The organism is Bacteroides cellulosilyticus (assembly GCF_020091405.1).
Lineage (GTDB): Bacteria > Bacteroidota > Bacteroidia > Bacteroidales > Bacteroidaceae > Bacteroides.
Genome location: NZ_CP081903.1, coordinates 2,821,997 through 2,843,078 on the forward strand (window position 1 = coordinate 2,821,997; position 21,082 = coordinate 2,843,078).

The following is a 21,082-nucleotide window of genomic DNA, read 5'->3' on the forward strand; positions in this document are numbered from 1 at the left end:
AGTAGCCATCAGCATTAAGGAATGCGACTCCAAAGAGTACTTCAGAGTGATAGCATTTACATAGTCATTTAGGTTTTTTTAGTACGAAAAATCTGCTGTTAAGCATAAAATAAGCTTTTTGGTTAACAAATTGATAGATTTACAAGGTTTTTTCAACAAAATAGTTGTTCGTTTCAGTTTTATTAATATATTTGCATTTTGTTAGAGTAAAGAAACAATTAATGTAAAGTTAAACTTTAAGAGAGAATTTATGAAAAGAAAATTAATGCTGTTATTGGCCTGTCTTTTTGTTGGAATAGGCCTAGTAACTGCCCAAACTCAGACAATCACGGGTGTTGTGATTTCTGAAGAAGATGGGCAGCCAGTTATTGGAGCCTCTGTATTGGTAAAAGGTACTCAATTAGGTACTATTACTGGTGTAGATGGTGATTTTACTTTACCGAACGTACCAAGTTCTGCGAATACATTGCAAATCTCGTATATTGGTATGCAGACTCAAGAAGTAGCTATTAAGTCGAAGGTAAAGGTCATTCTGAAATCTGATGCTGAGATGCTTGATGAAGTTGTAGTAGTTGCCTATGGTGCTGCTAAAAAGAGTTCACTGACAGGATCTGTTGAGATTGTAAAAGCGGACCAACTGACTAAAGTTCCTGTGAATAGTATGGACCAGGCACTGCAAGGTAAAGCAGCTGGTGTGCAAGTAGTAGCGACTAGCGGTCGTCCTGGTGCTGGAGCTAACGTCAAGATTCGTGGTACTAGTTCTATCAATGCCGGCACAGATCCTCTGTATGTAATTGATGGCATTCCTGTATCTGCAAGTGCTTTTTCCGCTCTGAATTCAGAGGATATTGAATATATGTCTATCTTGAAGGATGCTTCGGCAACTGCCATTTATGGATCTCGTGGTGCTAACGGCGTCGTTTTAATTACTACTAAGAAAGGTAAGACCGGAAAAGCTGTATTTAATCTGAGAGCACAGTTCGGTATCACTACCAGAACTAGAAACGACGAACACCTTATGAATACTCAAGAGAAACTGACTTATGAACGTCAGTTGGGAGTAGGAAAAGGGAAAGGCATGACGGATGAAGAAATAGCTAATTACCCCATTAATACTAACTGGATTGATGAGGTATTCCGCACTGGATTTACTCAATCATATGAACTGAGCATGAATGGTGGTACTGAGGCTACCAAATTTTATGTTTCGGCACAGTTCTTCGATCAGGATGCTATTATTCCAGGCTCATATCTAACTCGTGGCAATGGACGTATCAACCTTGAACATAAGGTTAATGATCGGCTGAAATTTGGAGTTAATACATCCGTAGGTGTTTCAAAAGAAGGAACCGTACGTTCTGACCGTAATGTATTAAACCCATTCAATTATGTATATAGTGCCAATCCGTATACTAAACCTTATAATGACGATGGTTCATATGCTATAGATGCTACCTGGGATTATCAATTGAATGTTTTTGAAAATATCTATAATAACCCGTCCAACACTAGTAATATCAAGGCGGTTGCAGCCGCAAATCTGGAATGGAATATTTGGGATGAGATTAAATATACAACTGTATTGGGTATTGATTATAATCAAGCTATTGACTATCAGTATAATAAACCTGAGTCTCGCTTGTCTGCGGTATTGGACAGCAAAGGATATCGTCATGATGCATATACACATAGCTATCAATGGGTGTGGACAAATATGCTTTCTTATGATAAAACATTTAATTCTGTTCATAATGTTAAGTTAGTGCTTGCAGAAGAAGCGTCTGCAACAGAATATAAGACTTTTTCTGCTAGTGGTGACGGTTTCCCAAATGGTAAATTAGACGCAATGGATATCGCTGCTTCTCCTAATGCAGTAGATGGATATACTTCACAATCCAGACTATTGTCTTTTATGGCAACTGCCGGTTATACATATGATGGCAAATATATTATTGATGGTGCTGTACGTCGTGACGGTTCTTCTCGTTTCGGAACCAATAATCAATATGGTACCTTTTGGGCTGTGGGTTTGGGCTGGAACATGGAAAGAGAACGCTTCATGGAAAATGTGGAGTTCATCAATAAACTAAAAATACGCGGTAGTGTGGGTACTTCCGGTAATAACTCCATCGGTAACTATGCAGCACAAGGCGTTTATGGTTATGGTTCATACAACAATTTATCGACTTCGTATCCAAAGCGTTTAGCTAATCCTGATTTAACCTGGGAAAAGAACCTCCAGGCTTCTGTAGGTTTTGATGTGTCATTCTTTGATTCTCGCCTGAACGCCACATTTGACTATTATAATCGTAAAACAACAGATATGTTGTTGGCTACGAACTTATCTCAAACTACAGGTTTCTCAAGTCGTATCGACAATGTTGGAGAAATGAAGAACTCCGGTGTGGAAATTGCAGTAAATGGTGATGTCGTTCGTACAAATGACTGGACGTTTAGCTTAAACGGTATGTTCAGCTATAATAAGAATGAGGTTACTAAACTTTATGAAGGACAAGACATTGAGACCGGTTACAACGGAATTATCACAGAAGGCGAAAGGCTTAATACCTATAAATTGGTTCGTTGGGCCGGCGTTAACCCCCAAACCGGTGATGCTCTTTACTATACCAAAGATGGTCAAATAACAAATGTGTATAATGGAGATGATGCTGTGGTTCTTTCTGATAAGACTCCGGACCCTAAATACTTCGGTTCTTTTGGCACCAGAGTTAGCTGGAAAGGTTTGGAACTGAGTGCAGATTTTTATTATGCAATTGGTGGTTATATCTATAACAATGTATCTTACTTCATGAATAGTGATGGTAAAAATGCAACAAAGAATCAGCATACGGATTTGCTCTATAAGCAATGGAAGAATCCTGGTGATGTGACAAACATACCCCGCCAAGACAGAAACAATAATGTATATAGTACAACTCGTTTCTTGGAAGATGGCTCTTATATTCGTTTAAGGAATGTGACTCTTTCTTATACATTGCCTAAGAACTTATTGAAATCCGTAGGTATTAGTAATGCTAGAGTTTATGCACAAGGACTGAACTTGTTGACATTTACCAATTTCACAGGTTCGGACCCTGAAATAGGTAATGCGCCTAACTATAAAACTTCTGAAGTTGCCTCCGGTAGTATCAACGACTACAATTTCCCGGCAGCACGTACAATCATGTTTGGTATTGAAGTAGGATTCTAAGCATGAAGTGTCAAACAAATTAAAAGGATAGAATTTATGAAAGCAATAAGAAAAATCTTTTTCCCCTGTATGTTAGCGACTTGTTTACTAACATCAGTTACCGGTTGTTCCGGTTTCCTTGAAGTAAATTCAGATAAAGAATTGTCTGATAAAAATGCTTTAGAGGAATTGAATGACTATGACATGGCTACTTTAGGAGCCTATGAAAGTATGAGAACGGAATATTACTGCGGGCTGTTCAATAAGATTGTTATGGATGCAATGTCTGACAATATGGTATTGAACTATGAAGGACGTAAAACCTACAACGAATTTGCAGATTTTAAGTTCTCTTCTAATACTTACGGACTTGAAGGCTTTTGGTCGCAAGCATACAATGCAATTTTAAGTACTAATGTTGTCATCGAGAAATTAGAACAGGAACCGAATGACTTTGCAGGTACTGAAAATGAAGCGGCTGCAAAGAATTTGTTGGCAGAATGTTTAGTGTTGAGAGGCTATATTCATTTTGATTTAGTACGTTCTTTTGCCACCGATTATAAGAAGGCTAATGAAACCTCCTTGGGCATTCCTTATAAAACAAACTCGGAAATCACAACTCCATCCCGCAATACGGTTAAAGAGGTATATTCTTATATAGTAAGTGATATGACTAAGGGGATTTCTTTAATGGAGGATGCATACAATGCCAACAACAATAGCCGTGTGAATAAAAAGTCGGCCAATGCATTGCTGGCACGTGTATATCTGACTATGGGAGATAATGCAAATGCCATAGCTTGTGCAGGAAAGGCAATCACAGGAGATGGTTCTGATTTGTGTGAACCTGATGACTTCGTAAAATTATTTTCTACTTCAATGGAAAGACCGGAAGTTCTATTCCGTCTTGCAGTAACTGCTGGTGATAACTATCAACCAGGAGCCGCATGGGGACAAGGTGCTGTTACTTCATACAAGTCTGAATACTGTGTGTCTTATAACCTTGGACAACTTTATCAGTCGAACGATGCACGTAGGGCAGAAGTTAAAAGTGTACAGCTGGAAGATAAATCATATTTAGTTCCCTGGAAATATAATGGACGTGACGGTGAAGCTCAAGCCGGTGTTGTAGACCTTCCGGTAGTACGCGTTGCAGAAATGTATTTGACGCGAGCAGAAGCTTACTATAATTCAAATGAACAGGGTAAGGCTTTAATTGACCTCAATCTGGTACGCGCAAAACGTTATAAGGGTTTTGAAGATGGAACCGAAAGTGGACAAGTACTGGAAAGAGCCATTCAACTGGAACGCCGTTTGGAACTTGCATTTGAAGGCGATCGCTTTTATACTTTAAAGCGCAGAGGTGAAGAGCTAGTCAGAGATGGTAAAGGACACTATGCAGATGGTACCGGTAACCCTGCTGCAACTCAGGAAGTTTCGGCCTCAAGTCCTTTCTGGTTATTGGCTATTCCGCAAAGTGAAATAAACGCAAACCCCAATATGGTACAAAACCAATATTGATTAGTACATACATTTTAAATAAAAGAATACAATGAAGATATTTAAATATTTCAGTTTGGCGATGGGGTTACTTTTAGCTGTGACTTCCTGTGATGATAATGAACCTACTTCATTTACTTCGGATATGGCGCATGTTGCATTTTCCAGCTCGACAGCCAAAGTTAATGAAGATGGTGAATCAATTCAGATTCCTATTACCCTTGCCGCTCTTCCGGGAGCACTCTCCGTAACAGTAAATCTTACAGTTTCATCAGAGGGTTCTGCACTTCCTGCTGTAGAAGGGGAAGACTTTACTGTTGATACGAAGACTTTAACATTTTCGGAGCCCGGAACGCAATACGTGACTATTACTCCTATTGATAATGATGAATTTGCTGGTGGTACCAAGACTTTCACGATTTCAATTGCTTCTGTTTCACCGGAGCTCTTGAAGAGTGTGCAGAACAGTATTTCCGTTTCTATTATTGATGATGATCATCCGTTATCTGCTATAATCGGGCAGTATGTATTATCCTGTACCAGCAATTATGATGGACCTATTGAGTTTGAAGTCGCTATTTCTGCTTCTGAAGAAGATACTTATATTCTAATGATGGATTTAGGGTATGGTACATTCCCAGTGAAAGTTCAAGAAGTAGATGGCGAGTATCAACTGACAATAGCTGCAGCGCAAAATATAGGTAAATATTCTAAGTATGATGTTATTGCATACTGCGCCTTTATTGAAGGTGATAAAATCAAATATAGTACAACCCAAGCGCATTCTGCTACATTTGATCATGGTGTTATCACATTTGAAGAAGGCATGTATATAGCAGCAGTCGAAGATGGAACAGTTGCGGGAGCACTTGATTTATTCCTGCCCGGAACAATTGTGCTTACGAAGAAATAATTAATAAATAATCTCGAAAGGCCGCTCTGTTTTTAGCGGCCTTTTGTTTATCTAATACCTGTTTGTTATGAAAAAGCCTTTTTTAGTGTTTATCAGTATGCTTTTCTTTCTTTTAGAAAGTCATGCAGCTCCCGTCAGAAATCTAAAAACATTAGTATTGCAACCCGATGACACTGAATTATCACTCTATGCTTCGGGAGATGAATTTTTCCACAGGCTTCATGATGAAAATGGTTATACTATTATTGCAGGAGATGATGGTTACTATTATTATGGAATTCAATCATCAGATGGAAAGAAAATAGTGCCTAGTATTTATAGAGCGGACCAGCCTATTCCACTTTTGGCAGGCATTTTACCCAATATAGGCATCAGTACGAAAGCATATGCTGAAAGGATGGAATACTTCAAAACATATTCCACCATATCATTGAAGGAACAGTCGCAAACCCGTTCGACCCATAAGGGGATAATAAACAATATTGTTATATACATTTCTTTCAAAGACCAACAGACTTTCTTAACTAAAAGAAGTGTATATGATGCCCGATTAAATAGCATGACTAATAGCGCAGGATCTCTAAAGCACTATTATGATGAGGTTTCTTATGGGCAATTAGATATTCAATCATACCATTTTCCGGCTACAGACGATATGGGAACGGTTACAACTGGTTATGTTGATTACAGAAATCGTGGCTTTTACCGGGCATATAATGCAACTACGAATCCGGAGGGTTATAGTAGCAGCACGGAGACCGTTGCACGTGAACACAGTTTAGTGGTAAATGCAATTGATGCTTTGAGAAGTGAAATAGAGCAAACTCTCACAGCAGAAGAGATAGACAGTGACAATGATGGCTATGTGGATAACATCTGTTTTGTCATACAAGGAAGAAGTGATGGGTGGAGTGATTTGTTGTGGGCACATCGTTGGTCACTCTACACTAGAGAATGTTATATTCACGACAAGAGGGTTATGGACTACGTCTTTCAGCCGGAAAATCAAGTAACTACCAATACTCTTTGCCATGAGATGTTTCATGCTTTAGGGGCTCCGGACCTATATCACTATAATGATGATGCCAAATATTTAGATCCAGTGGGAAACTGGGATCTAATGAACAATGGATGGTGCCACATGGGAGCTTATATGAAATGGAAATACAGTGGGCAAATGTGGGTTACAGATATGCCACAAATCACGGCATCAGGACGTTTTAATGTCGTAGCTCTTGCTAAAGGGCCTGAAAATGTATGTTACAAGATAGCATCTACGTCGCCTGATGAATATTATGTTGTTGAATATAGGAAAAAAGAAGGCATTTATGAAAAAAATATCCCTCGCTCCGGAATATTGGTTTATTTGATAAATACCAAAGTTACAGAAGGAAATAGGAATGGACCACCCGATGAGGTATATATCTATCGTCCTTATGGTACATTGGAAAGTAATGGAAATATTGATGAAGCTGCTTATCCTACTACTAAAGGTCCTGTGATTACGAATCACACCTATCCAACTCCCTTCCTATCCAATGGAGAAGATGGAGGACTACGATTAAGTAATATTGAAATTAATGGGGATATAGCTTCTTTTGACATTGAAATAATAACAACTGATATCCATGAGGTGGAAAAAGAAGATGTGGTCGTGTATGCAGACGGGTATTTGATTATAAAGAATGCGGAAGGAATAAGTCAAATAGAAATTTGCAATATGCAAGGAATAGTCGTTAAGACTATTACCGACTTATCGAACCAGATTCCTATAACGGACTTATCAAGTGGCATTTATATTATGCGTGTCAACACCTCATTAGGTGAATACATCAAGAAAATGATAATTAAATAAAAATGTTACTATGAAAAAATACATTGTCTTTTTACTGCTTAGTAATATCTGTTTCCTCTCATTAGAAGCTCAGACTGTTAAGCATTTTGTTTTTCCAAATGAAATGGAAGCCGTCATCCTCAAAAAAGGAGGAGGTAAATCTTCGATGAAACTAAATTATAACAAGGCAACAGAAGAAATGGTCTACTCTGATACTGATGGGCAAAAGAAAGCACTATATCCTATCAGTCAAATTGATACAATATACTTTAGTTCAAGGAAATTCATCCCTTCAGGAAAGGGCTTTGAAGAAGTATTGCTGACAGGGAAGTACCCTCTATATGCTTCTTACCGTTGCCGGCTGAGTGCCGGAACTCAGAATATAGGTTATGGTAGTTCTTCTACAACAGCTGTTGATAACATTTCATCGCTTAACACCGGAGGGGAGATATATCAATTGAAGTTGCCGGAAAATTATAAAGCTGAGCCTTATACTGTATATGCAATAGCGATTAATGGTCAAAACAAGCATTTCAGGAGAATAAAGGAAATTACAAAGATATTTCCAGAATTAAAAAAAGAAATAAGCGACTTCCAAAAAAAGAATAAGCTGAAAAATAATAATGATGGAATCATTTCGATTATTCGATATATCTCTTCACTATAATTACATTTACATACTTCCTAATATATAGATAAAGATAAATAATTGAAACACAAATGCAGGGGGATATTCACATGAGCATACCCTCTGTATTTGTGTTTTAATCATTTTAGTAAAAGTAGTCTATTCTTACATATTCTATTTCTAGGAACACTAAAATAGATGAGCCAATAAAACAAATGTAAGAATTAAAATCTTTATCTTATTAAATATAAGCATATTAACCATTATGATGGGATTATATATAGTAGAACATTAGAATGCACATAGACTAGTGGTATTAACATATATGTCTTATTATCAATTATATACATTATTATTCTATGAAATATCATAGTTCTCTAAATATTCATATTTATCTGATATAAAACATTATACGTATATTGTAGTTCTGCGAAGACTTTGCGGGTTTCGTATATTGGTATGCAGACACAAGAAGTGGGCATTAAACCGAATGTAAAGATCATAATGAAGCCCGATACCGAGATGCTTGAAGAGGTAATGGTGGTAGCTTTCGGTACGGCGAAGAAGTCGGCCTTTACTGGTTCGGCAACGGTCGTTAGTGCTGAAAAGCTTGAGCAGTCACAGGTGACGAGTGTCACAGATGCTTTGGCAGGTGCTGTGCCGGGTGTGACGCTGACCTCTAATAACGGTGCTCCGGGTGCATCTGCATCCATCAAAATTCGCGGTTTCAGTTCGTTGAATGCCGGAAACGACCCTTTGATCATTGTTGACGGTGCTCCTTACAGCGGTGACCTTAGCAATATCAATCCTAATGACGTTGAATCAATGACCGTATTGAAGGACGCTGCCTCGAATGCACTTTACGGTGCGCGTGGTGCCAACGGTGTGATTATCATCACCACTAAAAGAGCCAACATGAGTGGTGAAGCCAAAGTGACTTTCGATGCCAAATGGGGTGCCAATACTCGCGCACTGAAGAAGTATGATGTGATTACTGACCCTGCGATGTATTACGAAATGCATTATGGCGCAATGAAGAACTATTATATGAACCAAATGAACATGAGCGACCAAGCTGCATGGATTGAGGCAAACAATAATTTGTTTGGCTCCAACGGCGGTTTGGGTTACAATGTCTTTACTGTTCCCGAAGGGCAATATCTGATTGGACAAAACGGCAAGCTTAACCCCTATGCTACATTGGGTAGGGTAGTGAACTACAAAGGACGTGACTATCTGCTCACTCCCGATGATTGGGATAAGGTTGGTTCGCGTACCGGCTTGCGTCAGGAGTACAACTTCTCGATAAGCGCAGCCAACGAAAAATCTTCTTTCTATGTCTCTTTGGGCTATTTAGGAAATGAAGGTATCACTGAAGGCTCTGACCTGAAGCGTCTGACTGGTCGTTTGAAAGCTGATTATCAGGCTAAGAAATGGTTGAAGGTGGGTGCGAATATGTCGTACGCACGTTTTGACAGCAATTCATTAGGTAACAATGGATCAAGTTCTTCTACTGCTAACGTCTGGGCATTCACTACTCAGATGGCTCCCATCTATCCCGCTTACGTGCGCAATGCTGACGGAAGCATTATGGTTGATGGCAATGGCATCGAAATGATGGACTACGGTAGCGGTATCAATGCCGGTATGCAACGTCCCTTTATTGCTGACGCCAACCCTATTCAGGATAATAAGCTTAACACCAGAAATGCCGAAGGAAACGCCCTTAGCGGTAACGCTTTTGTGGACATCACTCCGCTGCCGGGACTGAAGGTGACACTGAACGGTACTTTCAACTTGGATGAGACACGTTGGACTTATGTCTACAACCCTTATTATGGGCAGTTTGACTCCACAGGTGGTACAGTGAGCAAGTCTCATCAGCGTGATTATGATTATAACCTGCAACAGCTTGTTTCTTATGCCACCTCGTTTGGTGACAACAACTTCGACATTTTGTTAGGACACGAATATTACGATTATCGCCTAAACTATCTGGGCGCCAGCAAGTCTAAAATGTTCTCTCAGGATAACCATGAATTAGATGGTGCTGTAATTGACGGACAGGCAGCTACTTCTTACAAGAGACGTCGCAATAATGAAGGTTACTTCGGCCGTTTACAGTACAATTTTGACGAGCGCATTTTCGGTTCCGCTTCTTTGCGTCGCGATGCTTCCTCACGTTTCCACCCGGACTATCGTTGGGGTACATTCTGGTCAGTAGGCGGTGCATGGCTCATCAATAAGGAAAGCTGGTTTTACGCTCCATGGGTGCAGGAACTGAAAATAAAGGCGTCTGTTGGTTCGCAGGGTAATGATAATATCGGAGATTTCCGTTATACCGATGTATTCGATATCATCAATTCCGACAATAAGGTTGGTACTGCATTTTACAGTAAAGGTACTAAGGATATTACTTGGGAGACCAACACTAACTTCAATATCGGTGCGGAATTTCAGCTGTGGAACCGCGTGACCGGTAGTATTGAGTACTATAGACGTAAGACTTCGGACATGCTGTTCTCATTCTCTGTAGCTCCCTCTTTGGGCTATTCTTCCTACTTCGACAATGTGGGTAACATGGTGAACAGCGGTGTGGAAATGGACTTCAACGTGAACATCTTCAACACTCGCAACTTCACATGGGACGTTAATCTCAATATCTCCACGCTGAAGAACCGCCTGACAATGCTCGACCCCGACAAACAGATTTCTACCGAATACGCTGCCGACGGCAAGGGATATAAAGGTTATTCCAGCGGTAATTTCTTCATTGCTGAAGACCTGCCCATGTTTACATGGCGCATGAAAGAATATGCCGGAGTGAACGAGGACGGTGAATCCCTGTGGTATCGTAACACTAAAGATGAAGAGGGAAACGTCACTGGACGTGAAACTACCAAAACTTATGCCGATGCTGACTATTATATCACTGAAGAGACCTCCATTCCTAAGGTATACGGTGGTTTCGGCACCAAACTGAAAGTATATGGTGTGGACTTTGGTATTAACTTCACATATCAGATTGGCGGCAAGCAGTATGACGGTACGTATGCCTATTTCATGTCCTCACCTTCTGGTTCGGCCGGTTCCAATTACCACAAGGACTTACTGAATGCTTGGACTCCTGAGAACACCGGCAGCAATATTCCGCGCTTCCAGCTCAATGACCAGTATTCGGCATCAGCGTCCACACGCTTCCTGACCAATGCCAGCTTCCTGAACATTCAGAACATCAACGTGGGTTACACGCTGCCTTCCAGATGGACAAAGAAGATGGCCATCAGTTCATTGCGCCTATACATGTCGGCTGAGAACGTGTTCTACTGGTCTAAGCGTAAAGGTTTCGACCCGCGTCAGTCGTACAACGAGACCACCAACGCCACTTATTACTCGCCGATGCGTACCATCTCCGGCGGTGTGACATTTGAGTTCTAAACCTAAAACATAGATTATAATAATATGAAGAAGAATATATTCAAACTATTTTCGGCCATGGCGATATCGGCTACGGTATTGACAGGCTGTATAGAAGAGATTTTCCCTGAAAACTCTACCGCAACCTCCGAGCAAATCGGTGCTTCGGCTTCAGCGCTTGAGGCTGCAATCAATGGTCTGCCGTCGCAGATGGTGCAAGGCTATCTGGTGTACGGAAGGCAAGTTCGCGAAAGCGACCTCGCTTACCCTTCGCTGATGCTGGTTCAGTCCGAACTTCTGGGTGATATTGTTGCCACAGAATACGGTTATGACTGGTGGTGGCGCTACAGCGCAAACTACGGCATGGCTGATAACACTTATGAGTCGTTCCTGCCTTACTTTGCCCTGTATAAGTTTATCAAGTCGGCCAATGATGTGATAGCAGTAGTTGATGTTACCGACCCCACCATTTCCGATGAAATGCGTGGATACGGAAGTATGGCTCATGCCTTCCGTGCTTTGGACTATTATACACTGATGGTGCTTTTCGAACCGGTGGAAAACATCTACACCGATTGCAGCAAGATATTGGGACTTACAGTGCCCATCGTGACCGAGGCGACCACCAACGACATGGCTAAAAACAATCCACGTGCAACACGTGAGGAGATGATGGCTTTCATACTTTCTGATCTTGACAAGGCCGAAATCGGTTTAGCAGATTACACGCCTACTAGCAAAACTTTCCCCGACTTGTCAGTGGTGTATGGCTTGAAGGCCAAGGTGTATATGTGGAATGGAGAGTATGCCAAGGCAGCCGAGTATGCCCGCAAGGCTATCGATGCGTCGGGTGCAACGCCCATGACTGCCGCACAGTGGAACAACTCCATCACAGGCTTCAACACCGCCACTTCTTCATGGATGTGGTATCTCCATCCCACAGCCTCCAATATGGGTAATCTTGCTAACTTTATAGGTCACATCTCCAATGAGGCTGGCTGGGGTTATGCGGACTTGTCGAAACTTCAGATAGCGCGTTCGCTCTATGACGAGATAGCCGACAACGACTTCCGTAAGTACTCTTTCCTCGATCCGGACAGAAGTTTCTATAATTATCAGTCGGTGCAAGGCAAGGAGTGGCTGGATGAACAACCCGACTATATGTCGCTGAAGTTCCGTTGCGTCAATGGTGACTACAAGATTTACTCCGTTGGTGCAGCCGGTGATATCCCCGTAATGCGTGTGGAAGAAATGTATTTCATAGAGGCCGAAGCCGTAGCTGCCAGTCAGAATGTGGCGGCAGGCGTGCAGCTGCTGAACGATTTTATGAAACGATACCGTCAGCCTGACTATAACTGTGTGCTGACCGACCTACGTGCTGTTCAGCTTGAAGTGCTGAAGCAAATGCGCATCGAGTTCTGGGGTGAAGGCATCGCATTCCCCACGGCCAAGCGTCTGAAACCGGGTGTAATCCAGAACTATGAGGGAACCAACTACATAGAGGATATTTTCAAGATAAACTGTGAAGGCGTGAAACCCAACTGGGCATTGGTGATTCCAAAAGATGAAGTGGATTCAAATATAGCTCTCCAGGGCAAGAACAATCCTGATCCTTCAGGTTCCATCCCCACACGTCCTACTCCGATAGGCACGTATGCACCGGGTAATAATTAACCAACAAGTTAACTTTTAATAGAATTTGTATATGAACAAGATAAAGAACATATTGAGTGCCATGCTTTTGCTGGCACTTCCACTGGCTTTCACTGCCTGTGGTGACGATGTGGAATATTCACCTGCTGACAAACCTGTAAACGCCCAAGTGTATTTCCCGACCACAAATGGTGCGACTGTTGATTTGAGCAAAGACAAGACATCGTTCGACGTGACTCTTATGCGTGCCAAGACTGATGAGGCGATTACCGTGCCTATTACAGCTACGGGGGGTGGCAGCTTTTTCACTATTCCAGCTTCTGTCAGCTTTCCCCAAGGCGTTGACAAGGCTGTGTTGTCCATCAGCTATAACCCCGAGTCGCTGGAGTATGATGCATATTCTGAAATCAAACTGACTATTGGAGATGAAAGTGCGACCACTCCTTACGGTATGGCTCAGTATGTGTTCAAGGCGGGTATTCCGGCTCCTTGGACTTCTCTGGGGAAGGCTACTTTCAGCGATGCTTTCTTGTTTGCCAATAAATATAGTGTGGAGCTGCAACGCAACGATCTCAATCCGAGTTTATATCGTCTGGTTGATCCGTATTCTGAAGGGTTAACTAAGGAAGGCTTTACTTCTAATGGCGACCAGAGCCCCTACGTGGAATTCACCCTATTGAAGCCGGGAGACAAGATAGGCAATGTGACCATTACAATGGAAGATCTGGTTTATTTCCCATATTACTGTACCGGTTTCTTTAATACATCAAATGACTATAATACAAATGTTGACGCCCACCATCCTTCCGACTTCTCCAGCCTTAACAGCGAAGCTGCTTGGACGTTCAACAGGGTTCTCCAGTATCAGGCTGATGGCACACCTGCAGGAGTGCAGCTTGCCCCATATTACTATATGGATGGACATGGCGGATGGAACAACACGCAGGCCGACGGTGTTGTGACCATCATTTTCCCTGGAGCTGTGCTTTCCGACTTCTCCGTAACCATGGAGTATAAGGGTAGCCTTACCGACCCCAGTGGATATAATTATGCCCTGGCTGCTGTGGAACTTGGAGCTGATGTGACAGAAGCTCGTTTGGCTCTTGTTCCTGCTAGCGCTGACCTGGATGAAGTGGTTGATGGCATCATTGAGGAAACGATTGAGTATGTTTCTCTCAAAGAAAACGGTGAGGTTAAATTACAGGCTTCCGGCAATGGCGTATATTACTTGGTGGCTGTGTCGTATGGTGCCAACCCGGATGGTGAGACTGAGGCTCAGGAAGCGTCTTATATTGAGTTCAAGCACGTGGCTTCTTCAGAACCTGCGACTCCGATTGAAGCCTATGCGGGCGATTGGACTCTTGATGGCGTAATTGGTAACAGAAGGTACACCTTGCCTGTTACTATTACCAAGGTTGACGAGAAAACCTTGACTGTGCAGGGTGCGCTTCCTTTGGAAGGTTATGATGACACTTTCACTTTATCGTATGATGATGGACGGGGATATGTCATTCTGAAACCGCAGGCAGTGGCTCCTCTCAATGATGATCCGATGCGGGTAGTTCCTTTAAACTTGGACGCCGGTAGTTTTACTAGCACGGAAACTATGACAGGACGTATGTCGGACAATAGCATCGTTTTTGAAAATACGTTTGGTAATCAAGGCAATTGGACGTCATTTGCTTATCTGGCCAGTACTGAAGAAGGCGCTAGTTTGATATCTTATTATTCTTCGGTATTCGCACCGCTTGCCAGCCAAGCACAGGCGCTTAGCTTTAAATCGCTTGCTACCGTTGCTGTCAGGGATATGAAGTTGGTGAAAGTTGCTCCCGAAAAGACTGCCAAATCAGTGAATCTTAATATATTCATCAAAAACTTGAATGGTAATAGCTGGGAAAGACGTTCGCTTGATACGGGAATGCCCGTCTTGAGGAAGTAAGGACTTTCCGAGATATACTAAAGGGAGTTTGCAATTAATCCGTGTGAATATTTGCATACTCCCTTTTTGTTATTCGGGTAATGACCGCATGAAACCTGTATTCTAAGTTTAATTATTCTAATAAATAGTTTCTATGAGAAAATTACTACTCCTGTCTTTAGTCCTTTTATGCAGCTTAACAGCATGGACGGCCCAACGTTCTCCGGAAGAAGCTTTTTCCGTGGCGCGAACCTTTTTCATGCAGTCATCCGCTGCCGTGACTCGCACTGCCGGTGATATTCAATTGGTGGCGGTTTCTAATGATTTGCTCGAGTCCGCATCTACCCGTGGTGTGGGAGGAACGGCCTTTTATGTCTATAACTATGCGCAGTCTGCCTATGTCATAGTATCCGGTGATGATCGTATGAAGCCGATACTGGGGTATTCGGATAGTGGCGGTTTTGTTACTGAAAACTTACCGGTGAATATACTTGGGTGGCTGGAACTGTACAATTCCGTCTATGCTGAACTGGCTAATGGCGGAAAAGCGGTTGCCGAATCTAAACAGCTAACTACCACCAGCTTTCCGCCGTCTGTAGCTCCTTTGTTGGGAAGCATCTGTTGGGATCAGGATGCACCTTATTATAATGCCTGCCCGCTTTATCGGGGAGAGCGCTGCGTAACGGGATGTGTAGCTACGGCAATGGCTATGATTTTAAAATATTACGAATACCCGGTAAAAGGAAAAGGTACTCATTCTTATAAAACTCCTAATGGAATTGAATGTTCTTTTGATTACGGAAATACTACCTTTGACTGGAATAATATGCTTCCGCAATATTCTGGAACCTATACTGCCGAACAGGCTGATGCTGTTGCTCAATTAATGTTGGCCTGCGGTGTAGCGGTCGATATGCAGTATTCACCTTCCAGTTCCGGAGCTTACTCATACCAGGTAGGTCAGGCCTTAATTGACTACTTTGGATATGATGGTAATTTAGGCTTGGCATATCGTCAATATTTTACTTCTGCCGAATGGATGAACCTGATTAAATCGGAGATTAATGAGAAACGTCCTATTTACTATTTCGGATCATCGGATGATGGAGGGCATGCATTTGTTTTTGACGGTTATGATGCACAGGATATGGTTCATGTTAATTGGGGATGGAGTGGCATTAATAATGGATACTTTGAAGTCTCTTCTTTGAATCCCAGTTCTCCCGGTATTGGTGGTGGAAGCAATCTTGGAGGTGGTTTTACACAAGGCCAGGCAATGTACCTGGGACTGCAACCGCCTAGCGCATCCTCAAGATATACTTCACACTTTTCTCTTGCAAAGTTACAAACGAATAAAAAAGAATTTTCCAAGGGTGAAAGCTTTACTCTTACGGCTACTGAAATATATAATATGAATCTGCTCTTCAAAGGCGGTTCGTTAGGGTTAATTGTAGAAAAGGATGGAAAGCAGTCTGTGTTGTGGAGCAGAGAATTGGAGAGTATAGAGACTTACTATGGATACGGAAGAATATCTATTTCAAATGTTACGATCCCCAACGATTTTGCCAATGGAACTTATGCAATGTATTTAGCGACCCAAGATATACGTGAGTCGACTTGGAGTCGCGTACGTGGTGATTATGGTTCAGAGACGCAGTTTACGCTTGTCGTGACCGATGATCGATGTACCTTGACTCCATTTACGGGAAATCTGATGATTGGGGAAGAATTAGATGGAAGGCTCGAAATCTTACATAATCTCTATAGTGGGCGTAGAGCCGATTTTAGGGTGTTGCTTTCCAATAGCAGCCCTACCGATGAATTTTATGGTGATGCAGGCGTACTGTTTGCTACGGCGGATGGCAACTATACGATTGTGGGCCTGGTGGGGGCTACCCAATTAGAACTGAAACCGGGAACGGATAATAGAGATATATCGATTTCCACGGATTTGGTTTATAAACGGGGAGATGTCTCTACTGAAATTCCGGTTGGAGATTATTACATTTGCCCGTATGTGCAATGGGGAGGATCTGTGTATAACATTAGTGGAGAATGGATAGCCGTTACTGTCGGCAGAGCGTTGGGAAGCCCGACTTTGGTTATAGACAATGTACGTTTGGAGAATAGCCAACTTCAGGTGGGAGAAAAACTTAAGCTATTGGCCGATTTGTCATTAGGTGGAACGGGTAATGTATATGACGGAACTTTGAGGGCAGCGATTTTTGCAGTCGGTCAAGGTACTACGTCCAACTTGCATTATGCTAATGTGTTTGTAGAAGAAGGCCGGCCTTATGATTTTGAGTTGGAGATTGACCCTCAAATTGGGGAGGGCAGTTATACGATTAACTTATATAAGCAAAACCTTCTGGGAGGATATGATAACACTCCGGTAAGCAGGCTCAATTTCTCTGTAGGACCGGTCACTGGCATTGAAGATGAAATAGCCGATAAAGACGGGATTATCATTGTCCGGCAACCGGTAGAAGATATTCTTAGTATCCATACTTCTCATGCGGCCCGAATGATCTCTATCTATAATCTATCCGGACAGCAGATGATGATGCAAAAAGAGTTCGAAGATAAAAAAGAGTATTCAATTTCGGTAAAGGGGCTGGCAACTGGTTATTATATTGTAATCTTACAATCTGTTGACGGAAAGACTTATCGAAGTAAGTTTATCAAGAAATAAAGTTTTTTATATATGTTGATCCTTTTCAGACATTTATTCATTTTTGAGCGGTTATGAATCTTTTCACCACAGAGGACACAGAGAACGCAGAGTTTTTAGACTTCTAATTCAGAGATAATTATAACCTCTGTGCTCTCTGTGTCCTCTGTGGTGAAATAATTCCTTTCTGTACCGTTATGAATCTGTTTCAACTTCTGATTCGCATGATTAGTTTGCACGTCTAAGCGTAACCAATTTCAAGTGATGCCTGAATTAATTGTTTTCGCTCCATCAATTAAGTTTTTTTATTGCAAGAAATAAGTAAGATGTTTATAGGCAACTTATCGGTTGGTTATAGCCGTCCAATAAGTCGGCTATAGACAGCTTATTGGATGGCTATAAACATCCTACTTATTTCTTGCATGAAAGAAAATTAATTATTGCACTGTAGGAAGTTAATTGATGCACAGCTTGAAGTTAGTTATTCCTAATCAGAACAACCGCATCAAAAGTTTGATCATTTCTTTTCCCTAATGAACCTATTTCAACTACTGAATCGCATTATTTGCAAAATAGTAGCAGGAAATATTTGTAAAGTGATAGATTTCTGTAACTTTGCGATTTCTTGTTTATTATTGTTTAATTATCCTAATAAATAATGCCTATGAAGAGATTACTACTCCTGTCTTTAGTTCTTTTATGCAGCTTATCAGCATGGACAGCACAACGCTCTCCGGAAGAGGCTCTTTCTATTGCACGAACTTTCTTTATGCAGTCATCCGGGGCTGTAACCCGTAATAGCGGTGAAGTTCAATTGGCGGCAGTTTCTACTGACTTGCTAAAATCTGCATCTACCCGCAGTGTAGGAGGAACAGCTTTTTATATCTATAACTATGCACAGTCTGCTTATGTTATAGTATCCGGTGATGACCGTATGAAGCCTGTACTGGGCTATTCGGATAATGGAAGTTTCATAACTGAGAACTTACCGGTGAACATACTTGGGTGGCTGGAACTTTATAATGCCGCTTATGCTCAACTGGGTAATGCCGAAAAAACGGTTACTGAACCTAAACTGCTTACTAAAACAAATTTTCCGGCATCTGTATCTCCTTTGCTGGAAAATATATGTTGGGATCAAAGTGAGCCTTACAATAATACCTGTCCTCTTTATAAAGGAGAACGTTGTGTGACGGGATGTGTAGCCACGGCAATGGCTATGATTTTGAAATATCATGAATATCCTGTAAAAGGAAAAGGTACCCATTCTTATAAAACTTCCAGTGGAATTGAGTGCTCTTTTGATTATGGAAATACTACTTTTGACTGGGATAACATGTTGCCGCAATATGTTAACTCTAGCTATACGGCTGAACAAGCAAATGCAATTGCTGAATTGATGTATGCTTGCGGTGTTGCGGTTGATATGGAATATTCTCCTTCCGGTTCTGGAGCTTTTTCTTTTAAGGTGGGACAAGCTTTGATTGACTATTTCGGTTATGATGGAAATATAGGATATATATACCGCCAGTATTTTACTTCTGAAGAATGGATGAATATGATAAAGACTGAACTCAGTGAGGGACGTCCTGTACTCTATAATGGTGTATCCAAAGATGTAGGGCATGAATTTGTTTTTGATGGCTACGATCCTCAGGATATGGTTCATGTGAATTGGGGCTGGGGTGGTTCCAATAATGGTTATTTTGAAGTCGTTTCCCTAGATCCCTCATCTCCGGGTATTGGCGGAGGTACAAATCTTGGCGGCGGTTTTATCTATCAACAGGGAATGCTTATCGGGCTTCAACCTCCTGTCACATCGTCAAAATATACTTCTCATTTTTATCTTTCAAAACTTGAAGTTGATAAAAAAGAGGTCGTTAAAGGAGAAAGTTTTGATTTCACAGTGACTGAACTTTATAATATGAGTACGAAATTCCAAAATGGTCAACTGGGTTTAATTGCTGAAAAAGACGGTAGACAGTTGGTATTATGGAATACATTTTTAGGAGATGTAAATACTAATTATGGAACTAAAGGGCAGGTATTTTCGAATATCAGAATTCCCAATGACCTGGCAGATGGAAGCTATGCACTATATTTAGCGACTAAAGATGTACGTGAAACAAGTTGGAGTCGTGTACGAGGCGGATATGGTTTTGAATCCCAGTTCACACTTACTGTTACTGGTAATAAATGCATGTTTACCCCATTTACCGGCAACTTGATGCTACAAGAAGATCTAGATGGGAGTGTAGAAATCTTGCATAATCTATATAGTGGGCGTAAAGGTGATTTCAGGATGTTATTTTCCAATAAAAACGCAATAAGTGAATTTTATGGTTTGGCAGGTGTAATGTTTATTACTACAGATGAAAAACCGCAAATCATAAGCCTGACTGGATATACTCAGTTGGAACTAAATCCGGGTACAAATAATAGAGAAGTCATCATTTCAGGAGATTTGGTTTCTAACCTAACAGAAATATCTACGGATATTCCTGAGGGAGATTATTATATTTGTCCGGGTGTACAATGGGGAGAATATGTATATGGCATTGGAGAATTGCTTCCTGTCACTGTTAATAAAGCCTATGGAAATCCAACTTTAGTGCTAGCTAATGCATGTTTAGAGAAGAATCAGCTTCAGGTAGGGGAAAGGCTTAAGCTGATGGCGGATTTGTCATTAAGTGGAACTGGTAATGTATATGATAAGACTTTGATGGCAGCTATTTTCACTGTTGGTCAGAGTTCAACATCTAATTTGCACTATGCAGATGTTTTTATAGAAAAAGACAAGTCTTTGGACTTTCAAATGGAAATTGATCCGCAAATTGGTGAAGGCAACTATAGTATCAATTTATATAAACCTGAACTACTGGGGGGGTATGATGGAAATAAACCACTATGCAGGCTCAGCTTTTCTGTAGGACCGGCCACCGGTATTGAGGATGAAGTAGCCGATAAGGACGGGTTAGTTATCTATCAGCAGCCGGTAGAAGATATTCTTAATATCCGTACTTCTCATGCAGCCCGAATGATCTCTGTCTATAACCTGTCCGGACAGCAAATGATACAGCAAAAAGAATCAGGGGATAGGAAAGAGTATTCTATTCCGGTAGGAGGGTTGGATGCAGGCTGTTATATTGTAGTATTGCAATCAGCTGATGGTAAGATATACCGGAGCAAATTTATGAAACGTTAGACTATATATATTTATAATGGTGAAACGAGGCTGTTCTATTAACTTAGGATGGCCTTGTCTTTTTAAAAAAAGTATTTAAAATCATTTGACGAACCATATATTTCAGTAATTTTGTCTTTTCTAATGAACAACAAGATAGTGATTTGTGTCATT

The 21,082-nt window shown here is 41.3% G+C and carries 9 protein-coding genes and 1 pseudogene; all 10 read left to right on the forward strand.

Going from position 1 to position 21,082, the window contains the following annotated elements; all coding sequences use genetic code 11:
* Nucleotides 1-250 precede the first annotated feature (250 nt).
* Nucleotides 251-3,211, forward strand: a complete 2,961-nt coding sequence (locus K6V21_RS10060; RefSeq protein ID WP_224321682.1) for a SusC/RagA family TonB-linked outer membrane protein — start codon at nt 251-253, stop codon at nt 3,209-3,211.
* Between the two features lie 36 nt (nt 3,212-3,247).
* A complete protein-coding gene (locus K6V21_RS10065; RefSeq protein ID WP_224321678.1) occupies nt 3,248-4,711 on the forward strand; it encodes a RagB/SusD family nutrient uptake outer membrane protein in 1,464 nt (487 codons plus the stop codon).
* Nucleotides 4,712-4,742: 31 nt separating this feature from the next.
* Nucleotides 4,743-5,603 (forward strand): Calx-beta domain-containing protein, encoded by an 861-nt coding sequence (locus tag K6V21_RS10070; RefSeq protein WP_224321677.1) that lies wholly within the window; start codon nt 4,743-4,745, stop codon nt 5,601-5,603.
* 67 nt (nt 5,604-5,670) lie between these two features.
* Complete coding sequence (locus K6V21_RS10075) at nt 5,671-7,458, forward strand: M6 family metalloprotease domain-containing protein (RefSeq protein ID WP_224321676.1); 1,788 nt, start codon at nt 5,671-5,673, stop codon at nt 7,456-7,458.
* Nucleotides 7,459-7,468: 10 nt separating this feature from the next.
* Complete coding sequence (locus tag K6V21_RS10080; protein ID WP_224321675.1) at nt 7,469-8,104, forward strand: hypothetical protein; 636 nt, start codon at nt 7,469-7,471, stop codon at nt 8,102-8,104.
* A gap of 384 nt (nt 8,105-8,488) precedes the next feature.
* Nucleotides 8,489-11,503 (forward strand): annotated as a pseudogene (locus tag K6V21_RS10085) (SusC/RagA family TonB-linked outer membrane protein); the annotation flags it as partial.
* A gap of 24 nt (nt 11,504-11,527) precedes the next feature.
* The gene (locus K6V21_RS10090) at nt 11,528-13,156 is read left to right on the forward strand and encodes a RagB/SusD family nutrient uptake outer membrane protein (RefSeq protein ID WP_217714784.1); all 1,629 of its coding nucleotides are present in this window, start codon (nt 11,528-11,530) and stop codon (nt 13,154-13,156) included.
* Nucleotides 13,157-13,187: 31 nt separating this feature from the next.
* Entirely contained in the window at nt 13,188-15,074 is a 1,887-nt protein-coding gene (locus K6V21_RS10095) for a hypothetical protein (RefSeq protein WP_224321684.1), read from the forward strand.
* A 133-nt stretch (nt 15,075-15,207) separates the two neighbouring features.
* Complete coding sequence (locus K6V21_RS10100) at nt 15,208-17,745, forward strand: C10 family peptidase (RefSeq protein ID WP_224321685.1); 2,538 nt, start codon at nt 15,208-15,210, stop codon at nt 17,743-17,745.
* 643 nt (nt 17,746-18,388) lie between these two features.
* Nucleotides 18,389-20,929 (forward strand): thiol protease/hemagglutinin PrtT, encoded by a 2,541-nt coding sequence (locus K6V21_RS10105; protein WP_224321686.1) that lies wholly within the window; start codon nt 18,389-18,391, stop codon nt 20,927-20,929.
* Nucleotides 20,930-21,082 lie beyond the last annotated feature (153 nt).

Coding starts and splice junctions, on each gene's coding strand:
- K6V21_RS10060 (WP_224321682.1), top strand. CDS start 251: ATGAAAAGAAAATTAATGCTGTTATTGGCCTGTCTTTTTGTTGGAATA.
- K6V21_RS10065 (WP_224321678.1), top strand. CDS start 3,248: ATGAAAGCAATAAGAAAAATCTTTTTCCCCTGTATGTTAGCGACTTGT.
- K6V21_RS10070 (WP_224321677.1), top strand. CDS start 4,743: ATGAAGATATTTAAATATTTCAGTTTGGCGATGGGGTTACTTTTAGCT.
- K6V21_RS10075 (WP_224321676.1), top strand. CDS start 5,671: ATGAAAAAGCCTTTTTTAGTGTTTATCAGTATGCTTTTCTTTCTTTTA.
- K6V21_RS10080 (WP_224321675.1), top strand. CDS start 7,469: ATGAAAAAATACATTGTCTTTTTACTGCTTAGTAATATCTGTTTCCTC.
- K6V21_RS10090 (WP_217714784.1), top strand. CDS start 11,528: ATGAAGAAGAATATATTCAAACTATTTTCGGCCATGGCGATATCGGCT.
- K6V21_RS10095 (WP_224321684.1), top strand. CDS start 13,188: ATGAACAAGATAAAGAACATATTGAGTGCCATGCTTTTGCTGGCACTT.
- K6V21_RS10100 (WP_224321685.1), top strand. CDS start 15,208: ATGAGAAAATTACTACTCCTGTCTTTAGTCCTTTTATGCAGCTTAACA.
- K6V21_RS10105 (WP_224321686.1), top strand. CDS start 18,389: ATGAAGAGATTACTACTCCTGTCTTTAGTTCTTTTATGCAGCTTATCA.